The sequence below is a fragment of the Pseudomonas sp. OIL-1 genome, assembly GCF_010669185.1.
Lineage (GTDB): Bacteria > Pseudomonadota > Gammaproteobacteria > Pseudomonadales > Pseudomonadaceae > Halopseudomonas > Halopseudomonas profundi.
This window is the reverse complement of record NZ_CP048629.1, coordinates 2,843,020-2,857,635: the sequence shown is the minus strand read 5'-3', so window position 1 is coordinate 2,857,635 and position 14,616 is coordinate 2,843,020. Positions and strand designations below refer to the sequence as shown.

Below are 14,616 nucleotides of genomic sequence, written 5' to 3'. Positions count from 1 at the left end.
AGGGATTCGACCAAGGTCTTACGGTCGGGATGCCAAACGCGTGCTTTATTGAGTGGCGCCGCCGGCTGATGCCGGTTCGCTACCATCCATCAGGAGAATAATAATGAAAAAGCTTGGTAAACCCGGTGCGCTGGCTGCTGCCGTCGCCCTTTCGCTCACCCTGCCTACCTCTCCGGGAGCGCATGCCTCCCCCTTCGTTGACGATGCCAGCGGCTCGCTGCAACTGCGCAACTTCTATTTCAATCGGGATTTTCGCGATACCGGTGCACGTCCACAGGCCGAAGAGTGGGCCCAAGGCTTTATTTTCCGCGGCAAGTCCGGCTATAGCCACGGCGACCAGGGGCTGGGGCTGGACGTTCACGCGGCGCTTGGTCTGAAGCTGGCGTCAGATGATGACCACGCCGGCACCGCGTTGCTTCCCAGCGCACTGGGGGACGAAGGTCCAGGCAGTTACAGCCATATCACCTTCACTGCCAAAGCCAAGATATCCGAGACCGAACTCAAAGTAGGTGGGCTGACCCCGTCTATCCCTGTGTTGCAGGCCAGCGACATACGTTTGCTGCCCCAGACCTACACCGGCGCGGCGCTGACGATGAACGAGATCAGCGGCCTGGCGCTACAGGCAGCGCAGCTACGCGAATTCAATCAGATGAACAGCACCAATCGCGAAGACATGATCGCCAACATTGGCGGCACATCTGACCGCTTCAACTATTTCGGCGGGGCCTATACTTTTCCCGCCCAGTCCCCCGACTCCACCACGCTGGGTCTGTGGCGGGGTGATCTGGATGGTGTCTACGACCAGAACATGATCAACCTGCTGCATAACGTGACGCTCGGCAACTGGAAGCTGGGTGCCAACCTTGCCTACTTCGACAGCGACATCGAAGCCGGCAGCACCGACAACAAGATGAAATCCGTGATGCTCTCGGCCGGTACCGGTGCGCATACCTTCCGGCTCGGCTACCAGCATAGCGATGGCGACTCCGCGTTCCCCTACATAGCGCTGAGTAACCCCTATGTCGCCAACTACATCCAGATTCTGGATTTCGGCCGCCCCGATGAGAAGTCCTGGCAGGCCCGCTATGATCTGGATTTCGCCGCGCTCGGCGTACCCGGCCTCAAGGGTCTGGTGCGCTATGTCAGCGGCGACAATATCGATATCGCTGGCGCAGACAAGGAATGGGAACGGGATATCGACTTCACCTACACCATCCAGAGCGGCGCTCTGAAGAACGTTTCGATTCAATGGCGTAACGCGATGGTGCGCTCCGACGTAGCCGGCGCCATAGATGAGAACCGCCTGATCCTCAACTACACCATCGCGCTGCGGTAAGCGAATCCTGGGGGTGTAGCGCGCCTGTGCTACGCCAGCCTTGGTACCGCAACCCACCCCGTCGGCGAGTCCGGACGCGGCCCGAGGCGCTCACCACCCCCAGGACGGCAAGTCCGGGCCACCCTGGGGGTGTAGCGCGCCCGCGCTACGCCAGGTCTGGCTACCGCACCCAACCTATCGACTCAACGCCCCCAAAGCTGCGCCTGTAGCCCCTCGACGTGTAATATTACGGTCCAATCGTTTTCCCGGCATGCACAGAGACTTAACGCTTTCATGGTCGCCATCCACATTCCCTCCCCCGCACTGACACTCCGGGCCGGCCATAGCGCCATCGATCACATCCGCCAGAACGGACTGCAACCTGCGGACGTGCACATGATTCCCGGTGCCGCAGGCGGGCCCAAGGCGTTGGGTATCCAAGGGCTGGACCTGGCGCTCTTTGGAGACTGGCTTCCGCGCACCGATCAGCCACGCAGTCTGATCGGCGCCTCGATTGGCAGCTGGCGGTTCGCTGCGGCCTGCCTGCCGGACCCGGTTGCCGGCTTGAAGCGACTGGGGGAGCTCTATACCACGCAGCGGTTTCCCCGGTGCATCAGCGTTGCAGAAATCAGCCTGCGATGCGGCGTTATGCTCGATGACCTGCTTGGCAACGAGTTCGAGCAATTGCTACGCAACCCGCTGTATTACCTGAACGTGGTGGTGGTCAGAAGCCTCGGCCTGTTACAGCATGACTCGCGCTCACGACTGGCGCTTGGATTGGGCGGCGTGATTGGCGCCAACCTGTTGGGGCGTCGGTTTCTCAAACGCTACTTCGAGCGCGTCATTTTGCATGATCCGCGACTGCAGCCTCCGCTTGCAGCGCTGGTCGATTTCGCCAGCAGTCACGTGCATCTGAGCCCCGCCAACATGCGCCAGGCCTTGCTGGCTTCCGGATCGATTCCTATGGTGATGGAGGCAGTGCGTGATATTCCGGGCATGGCTGCGGGCGCTTATCGGGATGGTGGCCTGCTCGACTATCATCTGGACTTGCCCTATCAGGCGCCGGGTGTGGTGCTGTATCCGCATTTCATCGACCGGATCGTACCCGGCTGGTTTGACAAGACGCTGCCCTGGCGGCGCGGTAATCTCCAACAGTTGAAGGACGTACTCCTGATGGCGCCGTCACGTGAATACCTGGCCTCCCTACCCTACGGCAAACTGCCGGATCGCAAGGACTTCACCCGGTTTATGGATGATGATCTCAGCCGGGAAAAATACTGGCGCACGACGATGGCGGAAAGCGCCCGACTCGGCGACGAATTCCTCGAACTTGTAGAGAACGGTTGCTTGATTGACCGTATCCAGCCGCTTTAAATGCTGCGATACATGGCACTGCCGAGGCCCAGCCGCTCTGCGCTGGACGACGGCCTGATACTGGTGCGGCTGGCGGTGCTGTATGGCTGCCTCGGCTTGCTCAGCCATTATGTCGCGGCCTGGACCATGCGTCAGGTCGGTCATCGATTTCATATCGACAGTCAGTTCCTGATGCTGGATGCGCTGTTCGCCGCATCGGTCATGCTGGGCAGTCTGCTGATTGCCTGGCTGTTGCAGCCGGATTCGCCGCTACGCTGGCTATTCGGCGCGCACATCAGTCTGCGGGGCGTGCTGTTGGCTGTGCTGGGCGCAACGGTGATGGTGTACGCCGCTGACCCGCTCGCCGGCTGGTTTGATCTGCGCTTGCCCGACAGCGTGTTACTCCCGGAGGACCAGGCCAGGCCGCAAGCGATAACCCCCCTGCTGGATCTGACCGGTAGCCGCTTGGTCGCAGCGCTGCTGATTGCCGTGTTATGGGTGCCCGCCGCCGAAGAGTTCATTTTTCGTGGCTGGCTATTCAAGGCGCTGGCCCGAACGCGCCCCGGCATGCTTTTGGCGTTGCCAGCGTCAACCCTGATCTTCGCACTGCTGCATGGTTTCTACAGTCCCGGTGGCGTTCTGGTCATTGGTTTGCTGGGGCTGTTTCTGGGCTGGCTGCGCTGGCGTTATGACCAGCTCTGGCTATGCGTACTGGCGCATGCGGTGTACAACGGGTTGACCCTGTTGCTGGTGTCGATCCAGTGAATGCCTCCGTCTTTCCATGTCCGCTGTGCAATGCGCCGACCTCGCTTTACTGTACTGATCGACGGCGCGTCTATCATCACTGTTTCGTCTGCGGTCTGGTGCATGTTCCGCGCGAGTACCACATCGCTACCCAGGCCGAACGTGCGATCTACGATCTGCATCAAAACGATACTCATGAGCCTGGCTACCGCCGCTTTCTGTCACGCCTGGCCGAGCCGTTGCTGGCTCGACTGGCACCCGGTAGCGAAGGTCTGGATTTTGGCTGTGGTCCTGCCCCGGCGCTTGCCGCCATGCTGGAAGATCAGGGCCATCGTGTTGCCCTGCACGACATCTACTATCATCCGGCGCCTGAGCGGCTAGAGCAGCAATGGGATTTCATCACAGCCACTGAAGTTGTCGAGCACCTGGCACGGCCGGCGTGCGAGCTGGATCGATTGTGGCAATGCCTGAAACCGGGCGGCTGGCTCGCGATCATGACCAAGCGCGTGCGCGACCAGCACGCATTCCAGAGCTGGCATTACAAGAATGACCTGACGCATATCAGCTTCTTCAGCGATCAGACCTTTGAATGGCTGGCTGAGCGCTGGGGCGCGGAGTTGGAGATTGTCGGCGCGGATGTCGTAATGCTGCGCAAACACGCGCATTAGCGGTTCAAGTCGTAGCGATCAGTCCAGTACGCGACGGGAGCCACTGAACCAGCGCTGCCAATGACTGGCTTGCAAACTGTCGACGCGTACATGCCCACCCGTGCTAGGAGCATGCAGGAACCGACCGTCGCCGACGTATATCCCGGCATGGTTGACCTTGCGGCCCTGCATGGAAAACAGCACCAGATCGCCAGGCTGTAACGGAGCGGATTTCTGTGCGGGTAATGCGCTGAGCCCGGAGGTCGTGCGGGGCAGGCTGACGCCCGCCGATTCGCGGTAAACGTAGTTGATAAGCCCACTGCAATCGAATCCCGTCTCAGGAGACATGCCGCCATAGCGATAAGGCGTACCGAGCAGACTGAATGCGTGGAAAATCACGTCGTCATACGCCTGCCCTGAGGGTGCAGGCGGGGCCGGGCTAACATTGGGGGCATGGGTTTTTGGCGCGCTGGAGCAGCCCACCAGTACCACCGCCGCAGCAAGTATCATCAAACCCGGTAAACGCATGGAGCAGTCTCGATAGCCGATCATGGGCGTAACACTGCCCTGCCATCACAAACCGGTCAAGAATCAATGATTCACGGTGTGGCCCAACATCACAGATAGCTGACACATGGGCCTGCCACTTTCAGCGTGCCACTGATTGAACGCGTCCTGGGTAGCCGCCAGATCACGCTGGCTGCTCGGTACCTTATCGACCACGCCCTGCGCCTTGAGCGCCGCGACCACATCATTGCTGGGTACGAAGGTATCCTTGCCGAGCATGCGCAAATAGCGCGGCGCCGATAATCCGCCCATCTGGTTGCCACGCCGGGCAATCAATCGCCACAGCCCGGTGATGTCGCTGGCCGGCCAATCGGCAATGAAGTTGCCCATCGAACCCTGTTCAGCACTGATATCGAGGATCATCTGGGCGTTGCGCGGCACACTGCGGAGCTTGCCGAGATGCCGTATCAGCCGGGTGTCCTGCATCATCCGCTCAATATGCTCGGCGCCCATCAATACGACCTTGTCCGGATCGAACCCGAAGAACGCTTGTTCGAAGGCCGGCCACTTGGCATCGACCAGGCTGTGTTTCAGACCTGCGCGGAATACACGCAGCGCCAGGGTCGACAGATAGCGGTCGTTGCTCAACTGACGCAGCTGCTTGTCACTTGCCGGCACCGGCAATCGCGCCTCCAGCGCAGTACGCGAGCCGAAGCGGTTCAGGCAATACTCTTCCAGCCAGGTATAACTGCGCAGTTCAGGCATCAGACGTTCATGACATTGAGAAAACGTGGAGTGGCCTGATCGTCAATCTTCAGGCTGGCGAAGTCGAACAATTTGGCATCGGCCAGCTGGGAAGGATGCACATGACGCAGCGAGCGGAAGATGCTTTCAATCCGGCCGGGGTTTTCCCGCTCCCAGGTTTGCAGCATTTGCTTGACGACTTTGCGCTGCAGGTTTTCCTGTGAACCACAGAGATTGCACGGAATGATCGGAAATTCGCGCAGCCGTGAGTAGGCCTCGATGTCCTTCTCGCTGCAGTACGCCAGCGGCCGGATCACCACATTGCGACCATCATCCGACAGCAGCTTCGGCGGCATTGCCTTGAGCGTGCCACCGTAGAACATGTTCAGAAAGAAGGTTTCGACGATATCGTCGCGATGATGCCCGAGGGCCACGCGCGTTGCGCCGATCTCATCGGCAAAGGTGTAAAGATTGCCGCGCCGCAGACGCGAGCACAGCGAGCAGGTGGTCTTACCCTCCGGCACCTTCTCCTTGACGATGGAATAGGTGTCGCGCTCGAGGATATGGTACGGCACGCCAACCTGATCAAGGTAAGCCGGGAGAACGTCTTCCGGAAAACCCGGCTGCTTCTGATCAAGGTTCACCGCGACCAGCTCAAAACGGATGGGCGCGACCTTCTGCAGATGCAGCAGCATGTCCAGCATCGTATAGCTGTCCTTGCCGCCGGACAGACACACCATGATCTTGTCGCCCTCCTCGATCATGCCGTAGTCGGTAACGGCTTCGGCAGCGAGGCGGCGCAGACGTTTCTGCAGTTTGTTCTGGTTGACGCTCAGGGTGGACATGACAGCGGAATCCGGAAGGAGATAAAGCCGGCTATTTTACCCACAAATACTGCGCCATAAAAACAACGCCCCCTGACGACCGGACGGCCGTCAGGGGGCGTTTTGCATCCGGAGCCTGTCTGGCGTCTCGCAATGAGACACCAGACAAGCCCTGGTTAGCGCAGGTAAACCGGACCGATGCCGAAGCCCCAGAAAATCACGGCTGTCGCCATCATCGCGACCAGCACTACCAGGCCAACGGCCAGAATGGAGCTGGAGAAAAGGAAGCCTTCCTCAGGCGGGATGTCCATGAAGATAGGGATACCCTGGTACAGCAGATACGTAGTGTAAGCGACCGCGGCGGTACCGACCGTCATCAGCAGCCACAGGTTCGGATACAAGGCACATAAGCCCGCCAGGAACAACGGCGTTGCGGTATAGGCGGCAAACACCAGGCAGTCGCTCAGGGTCGGACTGGAGTCGTAGGTGCGCGCCATCCAGTGTATGAAGGCACCCATCACCACTACGCCTGCCAGCAAGGCGATATAGGACAGTATGGTCATGTAGAGCGCGCTTGCCTGCGTTAACTTGACCGCATCCACGGTGCCTATCGACCAACCCACCTGCGTAGTGCCAATGTAGGCCGATACGACTGGAATCGCGGCGAGGACAAGAACGTGGACAAGGTACATCGGGCCGATGGTGCGTTCCTCGCCCTTGATTTCTTTCCATTCCTGATCAGGGTGGGTGAACAATCCCATGACGTGTTGGATCATCGTGCGGCTCCTCGATTTATTATTCATTCCTGTCGTCTACGGCTTGGCCGGCGGCAGGTGCGAGGCTGTGACAGTATGTCGCAGCCCTTGCCTTGACTATAGTCAAAAAGCGTTCGGAAAAAAGCAGGACGATTAGAGAGTTTGGCGACTTCAAACGGCCGGGTAATAGCGTTTCAGAATTAAAAAAGCTTCATTGATGCGCTGGACAAGCTGTGTATCGCCCCCGCGATCGGGGTGGTGAGCGCTCATCAGGGTGCGATAGCGCTGCCTGATCTGCGAGAAGTTGGAGGGAGCTTCCAGATCGAAAAGCGCCAGTGCCTGTTCAACCTCGCCATCCAGAGCAATCGGCTGTCGGGACCAGAATGCATCCAGTAGCCTCTGTACTTCATCCGCGTTGGTAGCGGCCCATTGCTGCCAGTCCAGATAGTACGTACGTAGTGGATCGGCCACCCTCAGGCCCGGGCGGGACACCGTGACGGGTACAATAGCGATTCGCATTGCGCCGATTTGCAATTGCAATCCAGCGGGGTTCAGCGCATCGGACAACCGATACAATTTATGGAATAGCAGGAAGTGCATCCGGAACAATTGCAATGGATCGCTGAACACGCCCGGTATGGCAAAGACCGACTGCGGAAAATCCGCGGCCAGGCGTTTGATCAACCCATGCTCGTCCACGCCTTCCGGAGCGGATTCCAGAACGGAGAGCAGATGTTGATCGAACCCGGCGGGCAGCAGATCTTCGGGTGTGACAGTCATGGCGGCATTCTAGCACCGCCCATCCATTACCGTTGCCCAGATGCGCATCCCGGCAACAGGATTCAGCCTCCTCTGCCCGCCGCGGCTTCTGCAGGGTCCTGCACCTCTGCTCCCGACTGCCGGGGATGTTCAGCCTCTGAGGGGTGCACCTGATCTTCCAGCGCCAGCTCGAGCATGGCATCGGTTGAGTGCACCATAGGCACGAAATGCGCCGGTTCCTCGACGATACGGTCGCTGGACTTGCGCGCCTGAAAGAACGCATACAGGGAGCAAGCCGCGAACAGCACCACAAAGAACAGTGGCAGCGCACCCGGCGCGGTCACGCCCATCAGAAAGCCGGCCAATGCCGGCCCAAAAGCCGAACCAACGCCGTTAAGCATCAGCAACGCGGAGTTCCCCGAGAGAATCTCATCGTGGTGCAGGTGGTCGATCAGATGCGCAACAAGAGTGGGATACACCGCGAAGGCACCGGCACCGAATACGGCCGCCGCGACCAGCAACATCTGCATGGACGAAGCGAACACCAGCATCAACAACCCGCCCACCGCCGCGATGCCGGTGACGATAGCCAGCGCCTGTCTTCTGTCGATCCGGTCCGAAAGCAATCCCAGCGGCCACTGCATGAACATGCCCCCGAGAATGGTAAGTGACATGAAGCTTGCGACCCCTGCTGCATCCATCCCCAGCCGGCTCACATACACAGCGCCCAACCCCCAGAAACCGCCCATGGCCAACCCGGCCAGCAGCGATCCCGAGACCGCAACAGGCGCAGCGGCCCACAGGCGCTTCAGTGACAGCGCGGGTGTCTGGGAGATTTTCGGTTGCGGCAGGCGCGTCGCGGTCACCGGCAGGATGGCAGCCATCAGGAATATTGCCGCGACGGCAAACAGCACCGCTCCGACAGGGTTGCCGAATCGCAGTAATTGTTGAGACGCGGCAAGCGCCCCAAGGTTGACGACCATGTACACCGCAAAAACCTGGCTTCGACGCTCGGAGGGCGCCTCGGAGTTCAACCAGCTTTCGACCACCGTGTAGATGCCCACCAGCACGATCCCGGTCAGCACGCGCAGCACGAACCAGAAGGCCGCGTCGACAATCAACACATGCAGCAAGATGAACGCTGCAGTCGCTGCGGCGCAGAACGCAAAGGCGCGGATGTGCCCCATGCGCCGGATGAGTTTGGGGCATACCCAGGTGCCAATAATGAAGCCGGCGTAATAGGCAGAACCCAGCAACCCCAGCGTCTGATCACTGAAGCCTTCGGCACTGCCGCGCAGGGGCAGCAGTGTATTCAACAGCCCGGTGCCCATGAGCAGCAGGCCAATCCCCGACAAAAGCGCCCCAATGGGCAACAGTATTGGAATCATGGATCCGTTTCCCCCTTCCGGTTCCAGACAGCATTTCCCAGCCTGTTGTAAAAGCTGAACTGAACTGCGGTGAGCCAGACAAACCTTCGGCTGCCGCAGCTGGTGGTGTGTTTTTCAGGACTCGCGAGCGTCTTGCTACGTACCGGGCACCGGCAATGGCGCGCTGGAATCGATCATGCGAGCAAAAAACTCAAACCTGCGATCGCTTGCTGAACGGCAAAGGCCCGGCCCGCCTGAGCGCTGCCGCTTCGCTTACCGCTCAAGTCAGGTTCGACACTTCTGAGCCGGTGCGTTCCCTGACATAGCTGATACCTGCCCATCTATACTTGAAACAGAGGAGACAACCGCAGGAGCTGATCATAGAGGGTCGACTTGGTTAGGGTCGGCTGAAATGCACCGATGTTTTCCGTTCAGATGAGAGTTTCGATGGCCCAAAAACAATTGCTCATAGTCGCCCATGCCCCTTCCGCCAACACCCGCCAGCTGGCCGAAGCTGTATTGCGCGGCGCACAGAATCCCGATATCGAATACGTTGAGGCGCGCTGGATCCCGCCGCTGGAAGCCACGCCTGAAGACGTCCTTTCCGCCGACGGGATTATTCTCGGCACGACCGAGAATCTGGGCTACATGAGCGGCGCCCTGAAGGATTTCTTCGACCGTTGTTATTACCCCGTTCTGGAGAAAAAACAGGGGCTCCCCTGCGCCTTGTACATTCGCGCCGGCCTGGACGGCACAGGAACCCGGCGCGCCGTGGAAAGCATCGTCACCGGGTTACGCTGGAACTGGGCCCGGGATCCGCTCACATTCAGAGGTGAATGGCGAAGCGACTTCGCAACGGATGCGGAAGAACTCGGCCTGTACATGGCCGCAGGCCTGGAGAGCGGGATTTTCTAGTGCGCTCACCCCAATGTGTGTACAGCCCGTGCCGCTTCGGTTTTATAATGGACTAATGAAGTCTCTTACCGAAGCAGTCGAACAGGCATACCAGCGCGCAGAGCAACGTCTGGGCAGGGAATTCGTGCGCCCGCGCGTGACGCTGGACCTGCGTGGACAACGTGCCGGGGTCGCCTACCTGGGGCGCAACCTGCTGCGTTTCAACGAGCGCATGTACCGGGACAATCGGGAGGATTTCCTGCTGCAAACCGTCCCCCACGAAGTCGCGCATCTGGTTGCGCACGCCCTGCATGGCGGCAATATCCGCCCCCATGGCATCGAGTGGCAGACCCTGATGATTGAGGTGTTCGGATTGGAGCCGAAACGCTGTCACGACTATGCCGTTCCTGAGCGCCGCCGCACCCATTACTACTACCAGTGCGGCTGCCCTACTCCCATATCCTTCACCCCCCAACGCCATGCCTGGGTAGGCCGTGGCAGGCGTTATCAATGTCGGCGCTGCGGTGATCTCCTGAAATTTACGGGCAAGCTGCAGTTTGCTTGAGGGGAAGCGGTTGCTGTAAAGACAGACGGAATCCACGCATAGCTACTATGCAAAGGGTTCAACGCCGCGGCTATTGTCGCTGAATGCGCAGGGCATACCAGAGTCGGTATAAGCCGGTTGAAGCAGGCGTTTATAGCGGCGGCGCCTCATTAGCCCGACGCAGCAGCTGGATATAGGGCCGCAACGAATACCCGAGCTGCGGTTCCAGTTGGTCAGCCCAGTTCAGCATCCCGACGCGGTCGAGACCCAGCGTGCCACTTGCAGGTACGAACAGCAGGATATTGCCCTCTTCCACTGCCACCTGCAGATACTGATCCCCGAACAGGTCTTCCAGCAACCGCGAAGCATAGGGCTGGCCGGTTTCCCCCATCTGCCATTGATTGATAACCATCACTCCACCCGGCCGCAGCGTACGGTGGCACGCCTGAAAGAAATCCTTCTGCATTTGCAGACGCGAAATCCCACCCTCCATATACAAGTCCATGAACAACAGATCACAACTTGACGGTGCTGATCTGACGTAGGACTCAGCGCAACCAATGCCCACGTAAAACCGGTCATCCTGAGTCAATCCCAACCAGCGACTTGCCAGCTCTACTACCGCTGGGCGAAGTTCGATCGCGGTCAGCTTTTCAGTCCTGAAATGCTCAATTAGGCAATTCGCCAGCGCCCCGCCGCCCAGTCCCAGGATCAGCGTGTCACGCGGTGTCGACTGCCAGAAACAGCCCAGCAGCATAGCGCGCGTGTAGTCATATTCGAGCCATGCAGGCTCCGCAACGAAAGTGCAGCTCTGCTCGGTCTGCTCACCAAAATACAGAAATCGGTAACCCTCAGCTTCGGTAATTCGAAGCTGGCCGTAATCATCGCGGAGTTTCTCCAGGAGTACTTCGTCATCGTTCATCAGCAGGCGCCTCAAACAGCGATAGAGTCGCTTGGCAAAAGGTTCGGAATGTCTTTCAGGCATGGCTGAGGTTACCACTGCAGGGATGCTTTAACACTGACGAGACCTCTGAATGATCGAGACCACGAGCGGCGCCGAAGCCGCTTCATCGCGTAGCCGTCTGCCGAAACCACACCTTGCTCGCTCACGTACAGAAACTGACAAATCTTGCGAAGACGTCGACGTTAGCCGCTCAAAACCACCTGTTTGGGGGGATTTCATCACTTATCTCCCACAGTATTATCTGCCGGCCATAACGCAACTTGTCTCGCCTGGAGGTGCGCTGTCGGCGACTGCCAGGCAATACCAACAATAATAGACCGAGGAATTACCATGTCTTTGATGATCAGGATCAAGCACTGTGTCTGTATCACCGCAGCGCTGACGTTAATGAATATCGGCACCGCCAACGCGGTCAACCCGCCGGTAAGCGGTTCAGCAGATACCATGATTATTGGCGATTCAGTGTTCGCCCTGAGCGGTGACATCAAGGAATATCTTGAAGACGACCTGGGCGAACCCATCACCAGTCACGCACGTTCAGGCTGCCAGATGCTCGGCGGGAACCTGATCTGCTCGCGTCGCTACGCGATTCCAGAGCAATATGACAACGCGTCAAAAAGCGGCATAAAGACTGTCATCATGAACGGCGGCGGTAACGACATCCAGCTCAATGATTGCAGCCCGTCCCTTCGGGAATGCATGCCACTGCTGCAGGATCTCGAAGACGAGATCGCGTCACTGGCTCAGCAGATGCAGGCCGACGGCATCGAAGAGATCATTTTCCTCGGTTATTACAATGCCAAAGGTGATGCTGCGGCAATGAGGGAAATCAACGAATACAGCATGGATTACAAAGCCAGAACCTATCCGGGTCTTGGCATCACCTTCGTCGATGTCCGCGATCGCTTCAACGGCAACGAGGATCGTTATATAGCCAATGACGAGATCCATCCTACCGCTGAAGGTTCACGCGTACTGGCAGACCTGCTGCTTGAAAAGCTGACTGACTGACCGGTTCTACCTCTGCGGCCCGCCACGCTTGGCGGGCCGTTCTGTTAATCCTACGAATACCCGCCATCAGCCTCAGCATGCGCATCAGCTGATCGCATCGGTCTCTCCGAGGCTCTGGCGAGTCAGCGCCGAAGCTCTACCAGCCCCTTCCCCTTGAGCCGTCCGTTTGCCTGGGTCCATAATGCGCACCCTCTCCGCTTTGCCCACAGGCTGCCCCGATGTTTCGCTGGTTCGAACAACGTATCAATCCCTTTCCTTCCGAGGAACCCACTGAGCCGCCCCGCACGCTGCTTGCCTTTTGCCTGCATTTTACGCGTGGGAGCTGGTCGTACCTGTTGATTGCCGGCCTGCTGATGGCGGGTATTGCAGTCGCCGAGGTATGGCTGTTCAGCTTCTTGGGCAACATCGTCGATTGGCTTTCGGAGCAGAACCGCGAGTCCTTTCTGCAGACCGAAGGCTGGAAACTGGCAGCCATGGCGCTGGTAGTCATGGTGCTGCTACCAGGGCTGGTACTCGCCAACTCCCTCGTGACCTATCAGGCGCTGATGGGCAACTTCCCCATGCGCATCCGCTGGCTGGTGCACCGCTATCTTTTGCGCCAGTCCATGGCGTTCTACCAGGATGAGTTCGCTGGCAGGATTGCCACCAAGCTAATGCAGACTGCACTGGCCGTGCGCGAGTGTGTGATCAAGCTGATTGACGTCCTCAACTACGTGATCGTTTATTTCCTCGGCACACTTCTGGTCGTCGGTATCGCTGATTGGCGTCTGGCGATGCCAATGCTGCTCTGGTTTCTGGGTTACCTGCTACTGATGCGCATTTTCGTGCCGGTGATGGGCAAGGTTGCCGAACACCAGGCCGACGCGCGCTCAATGATGACCGGACGCATTGTCGACAGCTACACCAACATCCAGACGGTGAAGCTGTTCTCGCATGCCGGTCGCGAATCCAGCTTCGCCCGCGAAGGCATGGACGAGTTCATGACCACCGTCTACCGGCAGATGCGCCTGGTCACCCAGATCAACGTCTCGCTTTACGCACTGAACGGCATCCTGCTGCTTAGCGTTGCCGGGCTCGCGATCTGGCTCTGGATCAATGAAGCGGTAAGCGTGGGGGTCGTGGCCGTAGCCATCGGACTGGTTTTGCGCCTGTGGGGCATGTCGCAATGGATACTCTGGGAAGTCTCCGCGCTGTTCGAAAATATCGGTACCGTGCAGGACGGCATCAACTCCATCTCGCGGCCGCAGGTCGTCGAAGATGCACCCGATGCCGTGCCGCTGAAAGTCACCCGCGGTGAAATCAAGTTCGAGGACGTGCGCTTCCATTACGGCAAGGGTCACGGCGTGATGGAGCACCTCGATCTGCATATCCGACCAGGCGAGAAAATCGGGCTGGTCGGCCGCTCCGGCGCGGGCAAGTCTACGCTGGTCAATCTGCTGCTGCGCTTCTATGACGTGGAAGGCGGACGCATCCTTATCGACGGGGCGGATATCGCCGGCGTTACCCAGGACTCCCTGCGCGAGCATATCGGCATGGTCACCCAGGATACCTCCCTGCTGCACCGCTCAGTACGGGAAAACATTCTGTATGGCAGACCGGATGCGGACGAAGAAATGATGCTACAGGCAGCCCGCCGCGCCAGAACTGATGCGTTCATTCCGGACCTGCGTGACGCCAAGGGTCGTCAGGGCTACGACGCGCATGTCGGCGAGCGTGGCGTAAAACTGTCCGGCGGCCAGCGCCAACGCATCGCCATTGCCCGCGTCATGCTCAAGGATGCCCCAATACTGATTCTGGACGAAGCGACCTCGGCGCTGGATTCGGAAGTAGAGGCTGCTATCCAGCAGAGTCTGAACTCCCTGATGGAAGGCAAAACCGTCATCGCTATCGCCCACCGACTCTCCACCATCGCCGAAATGGACCGGCTGATTGTTATGGACCAGGGGCATATCATCGAAGACGGTAGTCATAGCGAACTACTCGCCCGCGGCGGGCTGTATGCGCAGCTCTGGGCTCGGCAGTCGGGTGGTTTTCTGGCTGAGGACTGATAGTAGCAGAAGCCCAACCCCGAATCCCCCCTCGCCCCCCCCTTCTGCGAAGGGGGGAACCTTGTCTGTGCGCTTTACTCGCTTCAGGCCAGCCTGAACCCTTGATGTGATCTACTCGGCTCTATTGAAAAGAATGGTTT

At 59.0% G+C, this 14,616-nt stretch carries 15 protein-coding genes; 8 read left to right on the top strand and 7 right to left on the bottom strand.

Annotated elements, in window-relative coordinates; all coding sequences use genetic code 11:
• Nucleotides 1-103: 103 nt before the first annotated feature.
• The 4 genes from G3M63_RS13290 to G3M63_RS13275 all read left to right on the top strand — a co-directional run bounded on the left by G3M63_RS13290 (nucleotide 104) and on the right by G3M63_RS13275 (nucleotide 4,080).
• Nucleotides 104-1,336 carry an OprD family porin gene (locus tag G3M63_RS13290; protein ID WP_163983445.1) on the top strand — a complete coding sequence of 411 codons (1,233 nt, stop codon included), beginning with the start codon at nucleotides 104-106 and terminating at the stop codon, nucleotides 1,334-1,336.
• A gap of 273 nt (nucleotides 1,337-1,609) precedes the next feature.
• Nucleotides 1,610-2,689, top strand: coding sequence for a patatin-like phospholipase family protein (locus G3M63_RS13285; protein WP_163983444.1), 1,080 nt, complete (start codon nucleotides 1,610-1,612; stop codon nucleotides 2,687-2,689).
• Between the two features lie 12 nt (nucleotides 2,690-2,701).
• Nucleotides 2,702-3,433, top strand: a complete 732-nt coding sequence (locus G3M63_RS13280) for a CPBP family intramembrane glutamic endopeptidase (protein ID WP_218573609.1) — start codon at nucleotides 2,702-2,704, stop codon at nucleotides 3,431-3,433.
• A complete protein-coding gene (locus tag G3M63_RS13275) occupies nucleotides 3,430-4,080 on the top strand; it encodes a class I SAM-dependent methyltransferase (RefSeq protein WP_218573608.1) in 651 nt (216 codons plus the stop codon). The genes G3M63_RS13280 and G3M63_RS13275 overlap by 4 nt, the downstream gene beginning before the upstream one ends.
• An 18-nt stretch (nucleotides 4,081-4,098) precedes the next feature.
• Here G3M63_RS13275 and G3M63_RS13270 read toward each other — a convergent pair whose 3' ends face one another.
• The 6 genes from G3M63_RS13270 to G3M63_RS13245 form a co-directional block, all read right to left on the bottom strand.
• Nucleotides 4,099-4,587, bottom strand: coding sequence for a C40 family peptidase (locus G3M63_RS13270; RefSeq protein WP_150301080.1), 489 nt, complete (start codon nucleotides 4,585-4,587; stop codon nucleotides 4,099-4,101).
• Nucleotides 4,588-4,650: 63 nt separating this feature from the next.
• On the bottom strand, nucleotides 4,651-5,322 hold the full coding sequence (locus G3M63_RS13265; protein WP_163984275.1) for a DNA-3-methyladenine glycosylase I: 672 nt from the start codon (nucleotides 5,320-5,322) through the stop codon (nucleotides 4,651-4,653).
• A gap of 8 nt (nucleotides 5,323-5,330) precedes the next feature.
• On the bottom strand, nucleotides 5,331-6,155 hold the full coding sequence (ttcA, locus tag G3M63_RS13260) for a tRNA 2-thiocytidine(32) synthetase TtcA (RefSeq protein ID WP_150301079.1): 825 nt from the start codon (nucleotides 6,153-6,155) through the stop codon (nucleotides 5,331-5,333).
• A gap of 155 nt (nucleotides 6,156-6,310) precedes the next feature.
• Nucleotides 6,311-6,910, bottom strand: coding sequence for a Yip1 family protein (locus tag G3M63_RS13255; protein ID WP_150301078.1), 600 nt, complete (start codon nucleotides 6,908-6,910; stop codon nucleotides 6,311-6,313).
• Nucleotides 6,911-7,060: 150 nt separating this feature from the next.
• Nucleotides 7,061-7,669, bottom strand: coding sequence for a DNA-J related domain-containing protein (locus G3M63_RS13250; RefSeq protein WP_163983441.1), 609 nt, complete (start codon nucleotides 7,667-7,669; stop codon nucleotides 7,061-7,063).
• 62 nt (nucleotides 7,670-7,731) lie between these two features.
• The gene (locus G3M63_RS13245) at nucleotides 7,732-9,036 is read right to left on the bottom strand and encodes an MFS transporter (protein ID WP_163983440.1); all 1,305 of its coding nucleotides are present in this window, start codon (nucleotides 9,034-9,036) and stop codon (nucleotides 7,732-7,734) included.
• Nucleotides 9,037-9,462: 426 nt separating this feature from the next.
• Here G3M63_RS13245 and G3M63_RS13240 point away from each other — a divergent pair, with 426 nt between their 5' ends.
• The gene (locus tag G3M63_RS13240; RefSeq protein ID WP_163983439.1) at nucleotides 9,463-9,930 is read left to right on the top strand and encodes a flavodoxin family protein; all 468 of its coding nucleotides are present in this window, start codon (nucleotides 9,463-9,465) and stop codon (nucleotides 9,928-9,930) included.
• A gap of 55 nt (nucleotides 9,931-9,985) precedes the next feature.
• The gene (locus G3M63_RS13235) at nucleotides 9,986-10,474 is read left to right on the top strand and encodes a SprT-like domain-containing protein (protein WP_150301074.1); all 489 of its coding nucleotides are present in this window, start codon (nucleotides 9,986-9,988) and stop codon (nucleotides 10,472-10,474) included.
• Between the two features lie 130 nt (nucleotides 10,475-10,604).
• Here G3M63_RS13235 and G3M63_RS13230 read toward each other — a convergent pair whose 3' ends face one another.
• Nucleotides 10,605-11,375 carry a methyltransferase domain-containing protein gene (locus G3M63_RS13230; RefSeq protein ID WP_163983438.1) on the bottom strand — a complete coding sequence of 257 codons (771 nt, stop codon included), beginning with the start codon at nucleotides 11,373-11,375 and terminating at the stop codon, nucleotides 10,605-10,607.
• 372 nt (nucleotides 11,376-11,747) lie between these two features.
• On the opposite strand from G3M63_RS13230, the gene G3M63_RS13225 reads away from it, so the two are divergent.
• Both G3M63_RS13225 and G3M63_RS13220 read left to right on the top strand, forming a co-directional pair.
• Nucleotides 11,748-12,428 (top strand): SGNH/GDSL hydrolase family protein, encoded by a 681-nt coding sequence (locus tag G3M63_RS13225; protein WP_163983437.1) that lies wholly within the window; start codon nucleotides 11,748-11,750, stop codon nucleotides 12,426-12,428.
• A gap of 218 nt (nucleotides 12,429-12,646) precedes the next feature.
• Nucleotides 12,647-14,476, top strand: coding sequence for an ABC transporter ATP-binding protein (locus G3M63_RS13220; protein ID WP_163983436.1), 1,830 nt, complete (start codon nucleotides 12,647-12,649; stop codon nucleotides 14,474-14,476).
• Nucleotides 14,477-14,616: the final 140 nt, after the last annotated feature.